Annotated in this window: 12 protein-coding genes; 3 read left to right on the plus strand and 9 right to left on the minus strand. The window is 75.6% G+C overall.

Translation table 11 applies throughout. From position 1 onward, the window contains the following. From GCU67_RS01035 to GCU67_RS01050, 4 genes are all read right to left on the minus strand, one after another. Positions 1-6,031, minus strand: a 6,031-nt coding sequence (locus tag GCU67_RS01035) for a DUF4011 domain-containing protein (RefSeq protein WP_211660555.1), incomplete at its 3' end; no start/stop codon positions are given. A 374-nt stretch (positions 6,032-6,405) separates the two neighbouring features. After that, complete coding sequence (locus GCU67_RS01040; RefSeq protein WP_163609174.1) at positions 6,406-7,077, minus strand: hypothetical protein; 672 nt, start codon at positions 7,075-7,077, stop codon at positions 6,406-6,408. A 490-nt stretch (positions 7,078-7,567) separates the two neighbouring features. Further along, entirely contained in the window at positions 7,568-8,476 is a 909-nt protein-coding gene (locus GCU67_RS01045) for a DUF2382 domain-containing protein (protein WP_163609176.1), read from the minus strand. A 205-nt stretch (positions 8,477-8,681) separates the two neighbouring features. Further along, positions 8,682-9,482 carry a TetR/AcrR family transcriptional regulator C-terminal domain-containing protein gene (locus GCU67_RS01050; protein WP_163609178.1) on the minus strand — a complete coding sequence of 267 codons (801 nt, stop codon included), beginning with the start codon at positions 9,480-9,482 and terminating at the stop codon, positions 8,682-8,684. 205 nt (positions 9,483-9,687) lie between these two features. On the opposite strand from GCU67_RS01050, the gene GCU67_RS01055 reads away from it, so the two are divergent. Continuing rightward, on the plus strand, positions 9,688-10,686 hold the full coding sequence (locus GCU67_RS01055) for a ferritin-like domain-containing protein (RefSeq protein WP_163609180.1): 999 nt from the start codon (positions 9,688-9,690) through the stop codon (positions 10,684-10,686). A gap of 126 nt (positions 10,687-10,812) precedes the next feature. Then, positions 10,813-11,274 (plus strand): hypothetical protein, encoded by a 462-nt coding sequence (locus GCU67_RS01060; RefSeq protein WP_163609182.1) that lies wholly within the window; start codon positions 10,813-10,815, stop codon positions 11,272-11,274. A gap of 31 nt (positions 11,275-11,305) precedes the next feature. Here the strand turns inward: GCU67_RS01060 and GCU67_RS21545 are convergent, their stop codons facing one another. The 4 genes from GCU67_RS21545 to GCU67_RS01080 form a co-directional block, all read right to left on the minus strand. Then, positions 11,306-11,518, minus strand: coding sequence for an acyl-CoA thioesterase domain-containing protein (locus tag GCU67_RS21545; RefSeq protein ID WP_276508352.1), 213 nt, complete (start codon positions 11,516-11,518; stop codon positions 11,306-11,308). 206 nt (positions 11,519-11,724) lie between these two features. Next, the gene (locus tag GCU67_RS01070) at positions 11,725-12,015 is read right to left on the minus strand and encodes a UBP-type zinc finger domain-containing protein (RefSeq protein WP_170310988.1); all 291 of its coding nucleotides are present in this window, start codon (positions 12,013-12,015) and stop codon (positions 11,725-11,727) included. Between the two features lies 1 nt (position 12,016). Continuing rightward, positions 12,017-13,462, minus strand: a complete 1,446-nt coding sequence (locus tag GCU67_RS01075) for a sensor histidine kinase (RefSeq protein WP_163609183.1) — start codon at positions 13,460-13,462, stop codon at positions 12,017-12,019. Next, positions 13,459-15,123 (minus strand): FAD-dependent oxidoreductase, encoded by a 1,665-nt coding sequence (locus tag GCU67_RS01080; RefSeq protein WP_163609186.1) that lies wholly within the window; start codon positions 15,121-15,123, stop codon positions 13,459-13,461. The genes GCU67_RS01075 and GCU67_RS01080 overlap by 4 nt, the downstream gene beginning before the upstream one ends. A 173-nt stretch (positions 15,124-15,296) precedes the next feature. Between GCU67_RS01080 and GCU67_RS01085 the strand changes: the two genes are divergently transcribed. Next, positions 15,297-15,989 (plus strand): maleylpyruvate isomerase N-terminal domain-containing protein, encoded by a 693-nt coding sequence (locus GCU67_RS01085; protein ID WP_163609188.1) that lies wholly within the window; start codon positions 15,297-15,299, stop codon positions 15,987-15,989. Between the two features lie 6 nt (positions 15,990-15,995). Here the strand turns inward: GCU67_RS01085 and GCU67_RS01090 are convergent, their stop codons facing one another. Further along, positions 15,996-17,243, minus strand: a complete 1,248-nt coding sequence (locus GCU67_RS01090; protein ID WP_163609190.1) for an MFS transporter — start codon at positions 17,241-17,243, stop codon at positions 15,996-15,998. Positions 17,244-17,259: the final 16 nt, after the last annotated feature.

Consider the following 17,259-nt stretch of genomic DNA (forward strand, 5'->3'; position numbering starts at 1 on the left):
CGGGCTCGGCTCCCGCGGCGGGCTCGGCTCCGGCGGAGGGCTCGGGCTCGGCGGCGGGCTCGGACTCGGACTCGGGCTCGACATGGGGCTCGGCCTGGACGGCCGACGGGGCATCGCTGGGGGACGGGACCTCCGCGACCGGCACGATGACGGGGTCGGGCTGGCCGACCGGCTCGGGGTCGAGGGCGGTGGCGTTCAGGAAGGCGGCGGGCTCCGGAGAGGCGGCAGGCTCCACGAGGGTGGCGGGCGCCGCGACGGGCTCCGGCGCTGCCTCGGGCTCGGCGGCGTGCTTCGCCCGGCGCTCGACGCGCCGCGGCTCCTGGGGGGCCTCCGCCTCGGTGACGATCGGTGCCCCGATGACGGGCTCGGGTGCGACGACTGCCTCGGCGTGATCCGCCTCGACCACGGCGTCGGACTCGGCGGCTGCCTCGTGCTGCCCGACCGGCGCAGGGTCGACGACGGGCGCAGGGTCGACGACGGGCGCGGGGTCGACGACCGGCGCCGGCTCCCAGGAGGTGGCGGGGTCGACGACCGGCTCGGGGGCGGCCGGGCGCAGCTGGATCACCTCGGCGAGCGAGCCGTCCCAGGGACGGTCCTCCGCGAGGGACGGCGTCACCCGCGGCAGGACGTGCGCCGGCCACGCCCCGGAGACCGGCTCCGGCGCCGGTTCGGACTGCGCGTCGGGCTCCGCGGTCACGCGCTCCGGCTCGACCTCGGGCTCGGGCAGCACCTCGACGTCCGGCTCGACCTCCGGCTCGGGCAGCGGCTCGGGCAGCGGCTCCGGCTCCGGCTCCGGCTCCGGCTCGGGTTCTGGCGGGGTGGCGGCTGCGACGGCGTCGGCCAGCCGGTCGAGCACGCCCTGCCGGTCGGCCAGCCAGGTGGGCAGCCAGACCCGCTCGACGGCCGGCCAGCCCATCAGCTCGCCGAGCACCTCGACCGGCAGGCCGTCCCGGTCACCGACGGTCTCGCGCCGGGCCCAGCTCGGGCCGTCCAGGAGGACGGCCAGCACCGGGGAGTCCGGGGCGGAGGCCGGGGCGACGGTGAGGTCGATGCGGAAGTCCGACAGCCCGACGTCGGTGTGCACGGCGAGCCCACGGGCGCGCAGCTCGGCGGCGACGTCGTCCCGGTGCCGGTCCTCGACCGCGACCCGGTGGGCGGTGCCCGGCAGCGCGGCCGGGCCGTGGGCGGCCAGGTCGAGGTAGGCGCGCAGGTGCTTGACCCCCAGCGACGGGGTCTCCTCGGCACGGAGCTGCTCAGGGGTGAAGGAGCTGAACACCACCACCTGGTGCCGGGCCCGGGTGACGGCCACGTTGAGCCGCCGCTCCCCGCCGCGGCGGTTCAGCGGGCCGAAGTTCAGCGGCAGCCGACCGGCGGCGTCCGGGCTGAAGCCGGTGGAGAACAGCACGACGTCCCGCTCGTCGCCCTGCACGTTCTCCAGGTTCTTGACGAACAGGCCTTCGCCGTCGGTGCGGTCGAGTGCGCCGGCGACGCGCTCGTCGCCGGAGTCGCGCAGCAGCTCCTCGATCAGGGTCCGCTGCGCGGCGTTGAAGGTGACCACCCCGATCGAGGGCACCACCGGCAGGCCGATCGAGGGCACCGGCGGGCGGGCGAGGGCGAACCGGTGCAGCACCTCGTCGACCACCGCCTGCGCCTCGACCGGGTTGGTGCGCAGGCCCGGGCCCGACCGCAGGAACGTGCCGGGCACCCGCACCAGGGAGATCCCGCGCCCGCCGGCGGCCGCGGACCGGCGGTCGTGCGACGGCGCGGGGGAGGTGCTCCGGCCGTGCGCCGGGGTGGGGAAGGTCGACAGCCGGCCGTCGTAGTACTGGGCGTTGCTGAAGGCGATCAGCGTCTCGTCCTGGCTGCGGTAGTGCCACGACAGCCACCGTCGGGGCACGCCGGCCCGCACGCAGGCGGCCAGGATGCTCTCCTCGTCGGCGTCGCCGGCACCGTCGGTGTCGGCGCCCCTGGTGTCGCCGACCGAGCTCGGCGGCAACTGCCGGCTGTCGCCGACCACGACCGCGGCCCGCGCCCGGCCCAGTGCGCCGATCGCGTCCGCGGCCCGGATCTGGCTGGCCTCGTCGAACACGACCAGGTCGAACAGGTCCGCGGTGGCGGGTAGGAACCGGGCCACCGTGTCCGGGCTGACCAGCACGCAGGGCATCAGCGCGGTGATCAGCTCGCCGTGGGCGGCCAGCAGCCCGCGCACGCCCAGCGCGCGGCGCTGCTGGGCCAGCTCGACCTTGAGCGCACCGACCGGCCCGTCGTCCGCGGTGACGTCGACGGGCCGGGAGGCCAGCAGCCTGGCCGGCACCGCGGCGGTCAGGTGCGACCGGACGGCGCGTGACGCGGTGGCGAACCGGTCGATGGTCTGCTCGTGCCGGCCGGCCTCGAACTCGTCCAGCCCGGTCGACGCGCGCCGCTCGGCCACCGTGGCCTCGGCCAGCCCGCGGTCGAAGGCGTGGACGGCGTCCTCGGCCCGCACCAGACCGTGCCGCAGCAGCGTGCGCGCCTCGGTGAGCCCGGCCAGCCGCAGCGGCTCGAGGGTGTCGAGCAGGCTGACCCACCGCCGCAGCGACAGCGGGTGCACGTACTCCACACCGCGCTCGGGGCGGGTCATCGCCCAGCGCAGCACCAGGCCCTCGTCCCCGGTCCAGGCGGCGAGCAGCGCGGGGGTGCTGGAGCAGACCGCCAGCAGGTGCGTGACGGCGTCCCGCAGCCGGGCGACCGGGTCGGCGGCAGCGGCGTCGGCGAGCGGGCCGGCGGCCAGGGCGCGGCGCAGCGCGCGGGCCAGCCGCGAGTCACCGGCCACGGCTGCCGCGGCGCGCCGCAGCCAGCGCACCTCGGCGTCGACCAGGAACCGCCCGGAGTCCAGGAACGGGTTCCAGTCGACGGGCACCTGCAGGCCGGGGATGCCCGCGGCGCGGGCACCGAGGGAGTGCACCGCGGCCTGCACCCGGCGCAGCTCGGCGAGCAGGTCGACGACGTCACCGGGCCGCACCGAGGCGCCGGGCTGCAGCACCGGGGTGAGCCGGTCGCGCACCGAGGCCAGCTTGCCGCGGCGGGCCAGCCAGCCGGTGTCGGCGGCGGCACCGGCTTCCTCGCTCAGCTCGGCCAGCGGCAGCTCCAGGGCCTCGGGGGTGACGACGTCCCACGCCGGGTGCGGCGCGGCCACGAGGGCGGCGATCTGGGCGGCGACGTCCTCGGTGGCGGCGTGCCAGCGGGCCGAGCGCACCTCGTCCAGCACCCCCAGCCCGATCCGTGGACCGGTGAGCAGGTGGACCAGGGTGTCGAGGTCCTCCGCCGTCCCGGCGGCGCGCACGGCGCCGGCCAGCCCACCGTCGGCGGGCAGCTCGCGCACGGCGGCGTCGACGGCGGCGGCGGCCTGCTGGACGGCGGTGATGTCCAGCTCGATCGTGTCGATGAAACCCCAGGCGTGCGTCGACGAGGGGCGGGCCAGGCCGGCGATCTCCGGCAGCAGCGCCAGCGCCCGGCGCACCGCGGTGACGACGTCGGCGTCGGCGCGGGCGGCGAAGGACCCGGTCACCGGCAGGGGCGGGGTGCGGGGGTCGGCGGCCAGCGCGTCGGTGTGCGCCGAGTACAGCGACGTCCCGGCCGGGTTGGGTGCGTGCAGCAGCTCGGCGTAGTGCTCCAGGCTGGCGGTGGCCGACCGCAGCTCCTCGGCGTCGCGGGCCAGCCCCGGCTCGTCGAGGGAGACGGCGTGCTCGAGCGCGGCCCGCACCTGCGCCCGGACGACGGCCGGCCGGGCACCCCGGTCGTGCAGGTCGAGGGTGAACTGGCCCATGCCCACGGCGTCCAGCCGGCGGGACACGACGTCCAGGGCGGCCCGCTTCTCGGCCACGAAGAGCACCCGCTTCCCCTCGGCCGCGGCCCGGGTCAGCAGGTTGGCGATGGTCTGCGACTTGCCGGTGCCCGGGGCGCCCTCGAGGACGAAGCTGCGCCCGGCCAGGGCCTCGGCCACGGCCCGCAGCTGCGAGGCGTCGGCGGGCAGCGGGCAGCGGGCGGCGAGCTCGTCGAGGTCGACGGCGTCCGCGGTGTCGGGGGCCGGGTCGGCGAAGGGGGTGTCGGGCCGCTCGACCAGGTGGGCGACCAGCGGGCTGGTGGCCAGCACGGGCCAGTGCCGGGTCAGGTCGTGCCACATCCGCGTCGTCGAGAACGGCAGGACGGCGAGGTCGGCGGTGGCCTCGACGCGCCAGGGGAGCCCGGCGGCGGTGACCGCCTCCTGCATCGCCCGCAGTGCGGTGGCCAGCTCCAGGCCACGGCCGTCGGCGGGGGCGGCCATGCCGGGGACCGTCAGCCCGCGAGTCCGGGCGAGCTTCTCCAGCAGGCACGAGTTGGGGGTGCCGGCACCCGACTCGTCGAGGGTGAGCCGGAAGACGCCGCCGGGGGCGGGGGTCAGCTCGACCGGGACGAGGACCAGCGGCGAGCGCAGCGGGCGGCCCTCGGACTCCCAGTGCAGGCTGCCCAGCGCCAGGTGCAGGTTGTTCGCGCCGGTCTCCTCCAGACCGGTGCGCGCCCGGTGGGCCAGGGCGCGCAGCCGCGGCAGGTAGGCCGCGCGCGGCACCTCCACGTGCACCGACCGCTGACGGGTGAGCAGCTCGGTGAGCACCTGCGGGGGCAGCTCGGTGGCCAGCCGGAGCCCGCGCTCGCGGTCGGCGTCGTCGAGCTGGTCACCGGGCAGCAGGGTCAGCGTCGACCCGGTGGCGACGATGTCCTCCAGCACGGTCAGCGCGTCGCCGGGCACGGTGAGCGGCACGCCCGCCCGCTCGACGTTGTTGACCAGGCGGTTGCGGGCGCTGAGGTCCAGCAGCGCGTTCGCCCACTGCTGCACCCGGGCCGGCGGCGGGGCCGTGGCGGTGGCAGGGGGGTCGGGCAGCACCTCGACGGCGACCGGCTCGGGCTCGGTGGCGGTCTCCGGCTCGGCCTCGGGCTCGACCGGCGCGGGCTCGTCCACGGCCGGCGACGACAGCAGCAGCGGCTGCACGCCCTGCTCGCGGGCGCGGGCGAGGTCGGTGACCCCCAGGACCCGGGCCCGGTCGCCGGTCAGCCAGGCGCGGTAGGCCGGCCCGTGCAGGTCGGCGCTGGTGTTGCCGCGGTCGGTGAGCAGCCGGGTCTCGACCAGGCCGATCGCCCCCGCGTCGACCTCGGCCACCAGCGCGGTGACGTCGGTGGTGGCGGCGTCCTCGGCGCTGCGGTCCTCCCGCCAGTAGCCGAGGAAGGCGTGCCCCTCGACGACCCACAGCAGGGGCCGGAGGCCGGCCCGCTCGCAGGCCGCCGCCAGGGTGACGACGGTGTCCAGGCCGGTGCCGGCCTGACCGTCGAGGACCTCGCCGGGGGTGCGCACCCGCTGCCCGGCGTCGACCCGGCCCTCGGGGGGCTCCTCGGCCCGGATCCCGCGGCGGCGCATCGCCCAGGTGAGCGCCTCGACCACCTCGTCGACCCGCTCCGAGCCCTCGATGTAGCCGGGCATGCTCGGGCTGTCGGTGCCCTCCAGCAGCAGCTGGGCGGCCTCGGCGAGCAGTGCGGTGACCGCCGGGTCCTCGGGCTGGACGTGTGCGGCCAGCAGTGACAGGGCCAGCGGCAGGGGAGTGGGCGCCCACTGCGCGGCGGGGAGCACGTGCACCGGTACGCGGCGCTCGGCCAGCAGCGTCCCCCCGGCGTCCAGCTGGACCCGCACCCAGGCCAGCGAGGGGGCCGTGGTGGCCCGCATGACCGCCGGGTCCAGCGCCAGGCGGACGTCCCGGACGACGGTCGCGGCGCCGGCGTGCAGGTCGACGACCAGCTCGGCCGGGGACCCGACGGGCCCGTCGGCGTCCTGGACGGCGAGCCGCAGTCGCGCGCCGGGGAGGTCGGCGGTGCTGGTCAGCACGAGTCGGGAGACGACCGGCGCGCCGGAGGCGGCGAGGGCGGCGGTGAGTGCGGGGGCGACGGTGAGGTCCAGTCCGACCGTCACCGACGGCGAGGGCACGGCGCCCCCGGAGTTCGGCTGGCGGTCAGCGACGTTCCCCATGCGTTCTGTCTACCCGGTCGGACGGAACGTTCCCCTACCGACGGGCAGTCGAATGGGACGGATGTGCCCGGTGGTGCGGGTGTGGTGGGCCGGCGGGGTCGTCGGACGGGGCGCAGGTACCGGTGGGCGCCGGGCCGGCCGAGAGGTGAGCGCCCAGGTCAGCGGGCCGTTCGTCACCCGCAGTGACCTCGTCGGCGGTCCGGAGGAGGAGGTCGGGCGCCGGACGCAGGACGGGGCGGTGAGCGCTGGTGCGCTCACCGCCCCGTCCGGGCGTCCAGGTGCGTCGGCGCCGCCGGGGCGGGCCGGGTCACAGCTGCACCGCCGTCGCCGTCCTTCCCCCTGGTCGACGACGACGGTGCAGGCATGTGGGGTGATCAGGCGGCGTTGAAGCCGGCCCGGTCGACCTTGCGGTGGAAGCGCTCGCCGAGCTTGCCGCCGATGATGGCGCCGAGCAGGGTGACCAGCAGGACCGCGACCAGGGCGATGATGCCGGCGGTGGTGGCCGTGCCCTCGTTGATCGGGATGCGGGGGAGGTTGAGCTGGGAGAGCACGTTGTACTTCGCGCCGGCCACGGCGGCCAGGATCGCCAGGGCGATGACCACGAGCAGGCCGATCACCCACACGGCGACACCCTGACGGAGGCCGTCGAAGCGGGACATGCGGCCGGCGACGTAGCCGCCGGCGAGGTAGGCCAGGAACAGCACGACCAGCAGCGCGATGCCGCCGCCGATGCCGATGCCGCTGGCGTTGGAGGTGGCCTCCTGGGCCGAGGGCACGCCCTGGGTGAGGCCGATGGCCACGCCGGCGGCGGAGATGAGCGCGATCAGCAGGACGGCGAGGCCGTTGGCGGACAGCCAGCCGAAGAAGGCAGCTCCCCACTTGATGCCACCGAAACGCTCGTGCTGGGCGTCCACGGCGTCGCGGGCGGCGCCCTTGCTGGCGCGAGCGCCGTTGCCGGCCTTGGCCGCCGCGTTGTTGCGGAAGCTCGTCGTCCGGTCGCTGGTCGAGGTGGTGGAGTCGTTCGGGTCGTGCGCGGCGGTGCTCATGCTGTCCTCCTGGGGTGGTCGTCGCGATCGGCGGGCGAGCAGCCGCTCGCCGATCGCGACGAGTTCGGGATGCGGTCGGACGGCAGGGTCGGCCGGCCGACGGCTGGGTGGGCTGAAGTGGGTGGGAGGCCGTGTGGGCCTCGGTGCGGAGGGCGGCCGCCGGGTCGGTTCTCGTGGCCTGCCGGTCCGCGCGGGCTCGGCGGAGGAGATCGCGGTGGGCGCCTGCTCTGGGCGCCGGCACACCGGGACGGTCGCGGCCACGGAGGGCGACGAGCCGAGGCCGGTGATCGCGACGGGAGCTCCTGGTGCGAGCCGCGGCAGGAGCCGCGTCGAGCGGGGGGGAGCCGGGGTTGTCGTGCGGATCGTGCGGGTCGTGCGTGCGCTGGCCGGGTCAGCCGGCCGCCGGGCGCGAGGCCCGGCGGCCGGCTGAGCGGCGGGGTGGGTCACCGCGAGGGCGACCCGGGGTCACCTGCGCGGTGACCCGGGGAGATCAGCGGCGGTCGTCGCGACCGAGCGCGTCCTTGGCCTTGTCGGCCAGGCTGCGGCCGTCGTTCGAGTGACCGGCGGTGCCGTGGCCGGTGACGCCGTCACCGTCGACCTCGATCTGCTCCTTGCGGACCGTGTCGGTCACCGTCTGCTGCTCGGTGACGGTGTCGACGTCCAGGCGCACGCGCTCGACCGGCACGGCCTCCTTGGCGACCACGGGGCGCTCGGCGTGCAGGACGACCTCGTGCTCCTCCTCGGAGATGGCGGGGCCGTCGAGGGCGTTGCCGATGTTGGCGTCGGTGATCGGCTCGCGCTCGATCCGGACCTCCTCGTGGGAGACCGGGACGGTCGTCGTGACGTTCTCGGTGACGACGTACTTGCGGAGGCGGGCGCGGCCGGCCTCGACGGTCTGCGTGCCGACGCGGAGCTGCTCCTCGGAGCGGGTCATCGCGTTGTCGGTCGTCGGGCCGGAGGTGTCGTGGCCGACGGTGCCGTGGCGGTTGGTGTCGGTGTCGACGCCCGCGGTACCGGCGGCGGCGTAGCCGGCGGTCTCGGTGCCGGTGGTCCGGGTGGTGTCGGTGTCGTAGCCGGCGGTGCCGGTGCCCACGCCGTAGTAGCGGTAGAGCTCAGCCTCCTCCTCGGGGGAGAGGTGGCCCTGGTCGGCGTCGACGCGGGGGGCGTCCTTGATCTTGGCCTTCTGGTACGGCACGGCGAGGGTGCCGCCGGAGACGCTGGCGTCGGTCAGCGGCACGAAGTGCTCCTGGCTGCCGAACAGGCCCATGCTGATGGTCGCCCACTCCGGGCTGCCGGTCTGGTCGTCCAGGTAGACCTGGCCCACCTTGCCGAGCTTGTCGCCGTCGCTGTCGACCGCGTTGCCGCCGATGATGGTGTTGATGTCCTGCTGGGTGATCACAGTGCTCCTCCAGGGGGGATCTGGGTGGTCTGTGGACGGCAGCTGGTGCTCACCGTCCGACGGACAGCACTGTGCCCGACCGTTTACGGCGTAAACGATCACGAGGTCAGGAATTGTCACCGATCGGCGGTGGGCGACCGACCTGGGTGTCAGCCCTCGCGCCGACGACGACACGTCCTGCACGCTGACGCTGAGTCATGTGACCTCAGGCCAGGTCGCCGGCGTCCCCGTCGGAGGCCCGCGTCTCCCGCAGCACCCGCTCGAGCCGGTCGAGCAGGTTCTCCAGGGCCTCCTCGAACTCCGCGGCCGACTTGTCCCGCGACAGCAGCTTCTCGGTGCGCAACAACGCCGGGAACTGCGTGAGGTCGGTGTTCGCCTGCGCCTCGGGGTCGCCCTCGGGCTGGTCGAGCAGGCTCACCTGCGCACCGAGCTGGGTGACCTCGAGCAGCAGGTGGCCCAGCAGGAAGCTGGAGTAGGCGCGGTAGGCGGCGACCGCGGCCTGGTCGGGGAACCCGGCGTCGGTCAGCGTGCCGAGGAAGGACTCGACCATCCGCAGGCTGCGCAGCGGCGGGCGCACCCAGGGGGCGGCCGGCGGGCGGCTGGCGACCAGCGGGAAGACCGAGGGGTGGGCGAGGGCGATCCGGCGGACGCCGTGGGCCAGCCGCATCAGGTAGTCCTGCCACCCGTTGTGGTCCTCGACGTAGATGTCGTCGCCGTCGTCCTTGTCGAACAGGGTCTCCACGACCCGGTCGACGACGCCGTCCAGCAGGTCCTCGCGGCCCGGGACGTAGCGGTAGAGCGCCATCGCCTCGACCCCGAGCGTGGCCCCGAGCCGGCGCATGGTGAGCGCGGACAGCCCGTTCTCGTCGATGAAGGCGATGGCCGCGGTGAGGATGCGGTCCCGGTCCAGCCCTGCCGGGCGGGTCATCTCACTGGCGGCCGCGCTGCCCGCCTGGACAGCGATCAGGTCGGGGTCCCGGTGGTCGTCGCTCGTCGTCTTGGCCACGGTGGCCCTCCTCTGCGTCGGCACCACTGTCCTCGCCGGTGCGGGTGTGGGCAGACCTGGTCTGGCCTCCTACCCCGCCGGGGGGGCTCCTGCCCCTCTGCTCGTGACGGTCCTCACTGCTAGCCGTGTGCTTGCTCTTGTTAGCGCGCAGCCTCCGGTGGGCATGGAGGAGGTGCCCGGCCGCACCCCACCCTTGGAGCCCCCCATGGCCGTTCCCGCCACCGTCCAGACCGCCACGCTCATCTCCCAGCTCCGCGCGCTGCTGCAGCTGACCCAGACCGAGCAGCAGATCGCCCGGATCCGGATGGGCCAGGCCCGCACCGACGCCGTCCGCCGCGAGCTCGCCGAGAACGCCGAGCACGCCGGTGAGCGCAGCGCCGCCATCGCCGAGCAGCTGCGCGAGCTCGGCGGCCTGACCGACGTCGTCACCCCGGTGCTCGGCCGGCTGGCCGCCCTGGTCAAGGGCACGCTGGAGCAGGCCGAGCCGATCGACGAGGCGCTGCTGGGCGACCTGCAGCTGGAGCACCAGCTGCTCGACCGGGCCACCTACCTCAAGGTGCTGGCCCAGGCCGCCGACCAGCCGCAGGTGCACGCGCTGGCCGAGCGGCTCGTGACCGCGCACGCCGCGACCGTCGAGTGGCTGACCGTCGTGCTGGCCGAGGAGGCGCTCGGCGGTCCGGCGGCGCTGCGGGCCACGCCGCTGCAGCGCGTGGCCGGCGGCGCGACCCGGCTGGCCAACCTCCCGGTGCGCTTCGCCGCGAACACCGTCAACCGTGCGGTGGACTCCGCGCAGCACGCCGGCGAGCAGGCCGGGGGAGCGGTGACCGGGGTCGTCGACGACGTCACCGGCCGGGCGAGCGCGCTCACCGACGCCGTCCGGGAGACGCTCACCGTCGGCCGGGTCGCCTCGCTGCGCCGCGCCGAGCGGATCGCCCAGCGGGAGGGCAACACGGCCGCGGCCGAGACCGTGGCCGCCACCCGGCGCGAGCTGGGCGACGTGTCCGCCGCCGAGCTGCCCGTCCCGGGCTACGACTCGATGACCACCGCGCAGATCGCCCGCGCGGTGCGCGCCCTGACCGACCCGCAGGACGTGCGCACGATCATCCGCTACGAGGAGGCGCACAAGGCGCGGTCGAGCGTCGTCAGCGCCGTCCAGGCCCGGCTCGCCGCACTCGCGAAGCAGGCCGTCGGCGTCCAGGAGTGACCCTCGTGGAGCCGGATCGGGACGCACCGTCCCGACCCGGCTCCGCAGCGCCAGCACCGTGCGCACCTGCGAGATCAATGTCACGACGGGGTCACACCCCGTGTGGTCGGGCGCAATACTGTGGTCATGACGACGATTCCTGAGGTCGCCACCACCCCTGAGGTGATGGAGCGCGAGTTCTCCCTCATGACGGCGGTGAGCCGGCTGGACTTCCTCAGCCGACGCGACAACGTGGTCGTCGACGCGCCGAACGACAGCGCGGACGACGACGACGACTGGGCCAGCTTCAAGGCCGGCACCAACACCCAGCTGGACGCCGACGAGGCGCTCGAGCTGCTCGCCCTCGGCGAGGTCGTGGCCCGCAAGGCCCACGAGAACCGCCAGCTCGGCATCGCCGCCGCCCTGCGTGGCGGCGCCGACTGGGCGCAGATCGCCCGGGCACTGGCGGTCTCCCCGCGGGCCGCATGGGAGCGGCACGTCTCCTGGCTGGACGCGCAGGCCACCGCGCGCCGCAGCGGCACCCCCGACGCCCTCACCCCCGACGAGGTCGCCGCAGCCCGTACCCGCGCCGGGCGCCGTCCCGCCTAGTCCGAGGCCGGCCCCGCCCGCGCGGGCTGGGTCAGTGGAGGAGGACGGCGAAGGTCGCCACCGCGTGCACCAGGGTCCGGCCGTCCTGCTCGACGTCGGCCTCGCAGACCGTGAGGTGCTCGCCCTGGGTCACCACGCGCCCGGTCACCACCAGGTGGCCGGGCGCTCCCGCGTGCAGGTAGGTGACGGTGAGCTGGCTGGTCGCCGGGACGTCGTCCTCGCCGGTGCTCTGGCCCCCCTGCAGGGTCCCGCCGCGAGCGTGCGAGTGGTGGGGGGCAGGGGGGTCCTTTCAGACCGTGCCGGCGGCGTTGAGGTGCTCCTCCGTCGCGTCCAGGTGCAGCCGCGCGGTGCCGTCCTCCGCCGTCGTCCCGTGCACGCCGAGGGAGTCCACGAAGGTCTGCGTCATGCCCGGCCCGCTACCCGGCGCGGCCCGGCGCACACCGCAGGGAGTCAGGAACGGGGCAGCAGCAGGGCCCGGTCGGGATAGCACCAGGCCCAGTGCTCGCGCGGCTCGGCCGAGGCGACCACCGGGTGCTGCGTCGCGGTCGCGTGCGCGGTCGCGTGCCGGTGCGGCGAGGAGTCACAGCACCCGACGTGGTCGCAGCTCAGGCAGCGGCGCAGGTGCACCCACTGCCCACCGGTGCGCAGGCAGTCCTCGCACGCCTCCGCCGGCCCGGGCGCGGGCGGCAGCCCGTCGGCGTGACCGCAGACCGCGCCCCGTTCCACCTGCCAGCCGGTCACGTCACCGCGACCGGTGCAGCGGCAGCCGCACGCAGAACGTCGTCCCCTCCGGGCCGGTCGTGTAGCTGAGCGACCCACCGTGCCGGCGCTCGACGATCCGCCGGGCGTTCTCCAGACCCAGGCCGCTGCCGGCGCCGGCGGGCTTGGTGGTCACGAACGGGTCGAACAGGCGGTCGCGGACGTCCTCGGGCACGCCCGGACCGTCGTCGGAGACCTCGACGAACACCGCGTCGGCGTCGGCCCGGGTGCGCAGCGTGAGCACGCCGCACGGCACGCCGTCCCGGGTCATGGCGTCGGCCGCGTTGTCGATGAGGTTGGTCCAGACCTGGTTGAGCTCGGCCGGGTAGCCGGGCACCGCGGGCAGGGCGGCGGTGTACTCCCGCTGCACCCGGATGCCGGTCAGCTTGCGGGCCAGCATCACCAGCGTGCTCTCCAGCCCGGGCTTCACGTCGAGGTCCTGGTGCTGGGCCTGGTCCAGGTGCGAGTACTGCTTCACCGCACCGACCAGGGAGGAGATCCGGGTCGAGGCCTCCTCGATCTCGCTCATCAGGGTCTCGGTCTCCAGGGTGTAGCGCAGCCAGCCGAACGCCGCGCTCCACTCCAGCCCGGAGTCGACCTGCTCGACGACGTCGTCCACCCACTGCGCGTCCATCCCGGCCGCGGCGAACACCGGTGCCAGGTCGTAGGCCTGGACCTGGTCGACCCCGACCTCCTCCAGCCGCTCGGCGATCGCGTCCTCGAGGTCACTCTCCTCCAGGGCGGTGAGGTCCGGGCGCGCCTTGAGCGACCGTTCGACCGCGGCGTCCTGGGTCCGCACCAGCCGGCCCACCAGCTCCGGGGACAGCCCGCTGTCGGCCAGCAGCGCCAGCTTGTGCCGCATGGCGCCCATCCGGCCGCGCAGCTGCTCGGTGGCCCGCACCGCCGCCGCGGCCGGGTTGTTCAGCTCGTGGGCCAGGTTCGCCGACAGGTGCCCCAGCTGCACCAGGTGCTCCCGCTGGCGCAGTGCCGACTCGGTCGCGCGGACGCCCTCGTAGAGCCCGTCGAGCAGGTGCACCGCCATCGGGCACTGCTCCTTCACCAGGGTGGTGAAGTCGTCGGCGGCGAGCCGGAGGAACCGGCTGGGCCGCGTCGTGCGCATCGTCGTCGGGTACTCCTCCGGGGCGCCGGTGGCGTAGGCCCGGGTCGCGCCGGAGTACGACCCGCGGTGGGTCGTGTCGTTGATGACGACGTCCTCGCCGTCGGCGTGCTTGGTGAGCAGGAGCCCGCCCTCCAGCAGCACGTACAGCGACTCGGCCGGCTGTCCCTCGGAGAAGACGACGACGTCGGCGTCGAACACCCGGATGTCGGCGCGTTCGGCGGTCCAGGCCAGCTCCGCCTCGCCGAGGGACTCGAACAGGAACAGCGTGCGCAGCTCGGCGACGCTGATCTGCGGGGTGGTCGCGGTCATCCGATGGCCTCCAGGTAGCGGTGCACGAGCGTGACGGCCATGGCGCCCTCGCCGACGGCGGAGGCGACGCGCTTGACCGACTCGGCGCGGACGTCGCCGGCGACGAAGACCCCGGGGACCGAGCACTCCAGGTGGTACGGGGCGCGGGACAGGGGCCAGTCGCGTGGCGGGCGCCCCTCGGCGTCCAGCAGCGACGGGCCGGTCTGCAGGAAGCCGCGCGCGTCCCGGGCGAAGGCGTCACCGAGCCACGCCGTCGGCGGCTGGGCGCCGATGAAGACGAACAGCCGGGACGCCGGCACGGTGGTCGTCTGCCCGGTCGCGGCGTTGGAGAGCACCAGCCGCTCGACGTGGTCGTCGCCCTCGATGGCGAGCACCTGGGTGCAGGTGAGCACCTCGATGGCGGAGTTGGCCAGGATCCGGGCGACCAGGTACTCGGACATGCTGGCGCGGATGTCGGTGCCGCGGCACAGCAGCACGACCCGGCTGGCGAACTTGGCGAAGTGCAGCGCCGCCTGCCCGGCGGAGTTGGCGGCGCCGACGACGTAGACCTCCTCGCCGGAGCAGTCGGCCGCCTCGTGCGCGGCTGCGCCGTAGTAGACGCCGCGGCCGGCGAACTCCTCCGCGCCGCGGGCCGGCAGCCGGGTCCAGGTGACACCGGTGGCCAGGACGACGGCGTGGGCGGTGACCTGGCTGCCGTCGGCGAAGCTGAGCGCCCGGCCGTCGCCGTTGGGGGTGATCGCGGTGACCTCGCTGGCGGTGAGCACCTCCACCCCGAAGCGCACCGCCTGGTCCCGCGCCCGCTGGGCGAGCTCGGCGCCGGAGACCCCATGGGGGAAACCGAGGTAGTTCTCGATCCGGCTGGACTGCCCGGCCTGCCCGCCGGTGGCGGTGCGCTCGACCAGCAGCGTGCGCAGCCCCTCGCTGGCGGCGTAGACCGCCGAGCCGAGCCCGGCCGGGCCGGCGCCGACGACGACCACGTCGTAGAAGGGGCTGCCGGCGGTGGTGGCGAGCCCGCACCTCGTGGCCACGTCGCGCAGCGACGGGCGGCTGAGCACGGTGCCGTCGGGGAAGACCGTGGCCGGCAGTGCGGCGTCGTCGTCCAGGCCGGCGGCGGTGCGGATCGCGGCGCCGCTCTCGCCCTGCAGGTGCCGGTAGGGGACCTGGTTGCGGGCCAGGAACTCCTTGAGCTCCTGGGTCTCCGGCGACCACTGGTGGCCCAGCAGGGTCAGCCCGTCGAAGGGGGCGGGGGTGGTGCGCGCCCAGTCCTCCAGGAGCTCGTCGAGGACCGGGTAGAGCAGCTCCTCCGGCGGGTCCCAGGGCTTGAGCAGGTAGTGGTCGAGGTCGACGTCGTTGATCGCCCGGATGGCGGCGTCGGTGTCGGCGTAGGCGGTGAGCAGCACCCGCTTGGCTCTGGGGGTGAGGTCCATCGCCTGCTCGAGGAACTCCACGCCGGTCATGCCGGGCATCCGGTGGTCGGCGAGCAGCAGTGCGGTCAGCTCCCCGCGGGCGGTGAGCTCGCGCAGCACCGCCAGGGCGTCGGCGCCGCTCTCGGCACGCACCACCCGGTAGCGGTCGCCGTAGTGGCGGCGCAGGTCGCGCGCGACGGCGCGGCTGACCGTGCGGTCGTCGTCGACGGTGAGCAGGACAGGGCGAGCGGGCACGGCACCTCCGGTCTGGAGCCGCCGGGACGGGTCGCCCGGTGGGGCCCGCTCCCGGTGGCACCTCCATCCAACCCCTTCCGCCCGCCCATCGGAAGCCGCGCGGACTCCGCTCGCCACGACCGGCCCGACGAGGCAGGGTGAGGGCGTCCCGCCCCGCTGACCGAGGAGATCCCATGACCGCGCCGACCGAGCAGCTGGACTGGTGGCGGCAGGGGGAGGAGCACCTCGGGACGGCGCTGGGCCGGCTCACCGACGAGGAGCTGGACGGGCCGTCGCTGCTGCCCGGCTGGACCCGCGCGTACGTGCTCGCCCACCTGGCCGGCAACGCCGACGCCCTGGTCAACCTGCTGACCTGGGCACGCACCGGGGTCGAGACACCGGCCTACTCCTCCGACGAGGCCCGCGACGCGCAGATCGCCGAGACCGCCGCGCTGTCCCCGGTCGAGCTGCGCGGCGCCGTCCTGGCCGCCACCCAGCGGCTGGCCGGTGCCGTCCGCGACCTGCCCGGGGAGGCGTGGGCCGTGCAGGTGCGCACCCGCCAGGGCCGCGACCTGCCGGCCGCGGAGCTGCCCTGGCTGCGGGCCCGTGAGGTGTGGGTGCACACGATCGACCTCGACGCCGGGATCGGGTTCGCCGACGTCCCGGACGACGTGCTGGCCGCGGTGCTCGACGACGTGTTCCGGCAGTGGGACGCCCGCGACGCCGTCCCCGACGTGGCGCTGTTCGCCGGCGACCGCGAGTGGGGGACCGGCGCGCTGGCCGTGGCGGGCACGCTGCCAGAGGTGGCGGCCTGGATCACCGGGCGCAGCGACGGCGCCGGACTGCAGGCCGACGGCCCGCTGCCCACCCTGGCCCCCTGGGCCTGACGCCGGTCAGGCGGGCGTGACGGTGCGGGGCATGCTCAGTGCGGCGAGGAACCCGAGGCCGAGCACGCCCGCGCTGACGGCGAAGGCGACCTGGAACGAGTAGGTGTCGGTCAGCCAGCCGGCGGCCAGCGGGCCGGCGACGGCGCCCAGGTCGGCCACCATCTGGAACACCGCGACCGCCTTGCCGCCCCTGGCCGGGCTGACGTCGCCGACGATTGCGGCGGGCACGCTGGCCAGGAACGAGGCGCCCAGCCCGAACGCGGCCATCGCCAGCAGGAAGGCGGCGGTGGTCGGCGGCAGCACCAGGACGGCGATCGACGTGGTCGCGAGCCCGGTGCCCACGAGCAGCGACGGGCGGCGGCCCCAGTTGTCCGACAGCCGCCCGGCGCGCAGCAGCCCGAGCGCCTGGGCCACCGAGCCGGCCAGCAGGCCCGCGCCGGCCCAGGCGACCGTCTTGCCCAGCTCCTCGGTCACGTACAGCGGCACCAGGGAGTTGCGCACCCCGAACAGCACCCAGCCCACGCCGAGGTTGGCCACGAGGGCGGCCAGGTAGGCCCGGGACCGCAGCGCCACGCGCAGCCCGCCGCCGTCCGTGCCGGGTGGGGGCACTGCTGCGGTGGAGGGCTCACCGCCGCCGCCCGGGTCGACCGCGGGCGTCACCGGTGGGTCCACCGGGCGGAGGGCCGCGGGGCGCAGGAGCACCAGCGCGACGCTGCCGGCGACCAGCAGGAACGCCGCGTAGACGAAGAACGGCACCCGCGGGGAGATCTCGGCGAGGAAGCCGCCGGCGGCCGGGCCGGCGATGCCGCCGAGGATGAAGCCGCCCTGGTAGGTCGCCGCCGCCCGCCCGCGGTGGGCCGCTGGCGCGGTGCGCAGCAGCAGCGACAGCGCCGCCACGGTGAACATCGCGCTGCCGATGCCGCCGGCTGCGCGCAGGGCCACGAACAGCGGGAAGTTGCCGGCCAGCCCCGCCGCCCCGCTGGTCACCGCGACGATCGCGAGCCCGGCGGCGAGCACCACCCGCTCGCCGAGCCGCTCGACCAGCGCGCCGCCCCCGAACGCCGACAGGAAGCGGAAGAAGGCGAAGGCGCTGATCGCGAAGCCGACCGCCGTCGTCCCGACGCCGTAGTCGCGGACGAACAGCGGGATGGCCGGGGCCACGACGCCGAAGCCGAGCGCGACGACGAAGGCCACGATCGCCAGGACGCCGACCTCGCGGGGGAGGGGGTCGGCCTTGCTGTTGCGTCTGGCCACGGGGGCCGATCCTGGC

The organism is Modestobacter muralis (assembly GCF_010682105.1).
Taxonomy (GTDB): Bacteria; Actinomycetota; Actinomycetes; order Mycobacteriales; family Geodermatophilaceae; genus Modestobacter; species Modestobacter muralis.

Excerpts from the sequence above, each read along its gene's own strand:
- GCU67_RS01040 (WP_163609174.1), bottom strand. The coding sequence starts at position 7,077 with ATGAGCACCGCCGCGCACGACCCGAACGACTCCACCACCTCGACCAGC.
- GCU67_RS01055 (WP_163609180.1), top strand. The coding sequence starts at position 9,688 with ATGGCCGTTCCCGCCACCGTCCAGACCGCCACGCTCATCTCCCAGCTC.
- GCU67_RS01060 (WP_163609182.1), top strand. The coding sequence starts at position 10,813 with ATGACGACGATTCCTGAGGTCGCCACCACCCCTGAGGTGATGGAGCGC.
- GCU67_RS01075 (WP_163609183.1), bottom strand. The coding sequence starts at position 13,462 with ATGACCGCGACCACCCCGCAGATCAGCGTCGCCGAGCTGCGCACGCTG.
- GCU67_RS01085 (WP_163609188.1), top strand. The coding sequence starts at position 15,297 with ATGACCGCGCCGACCGAGCAGCTGGACTGGTGGCGGCAGGGGGAGGAG.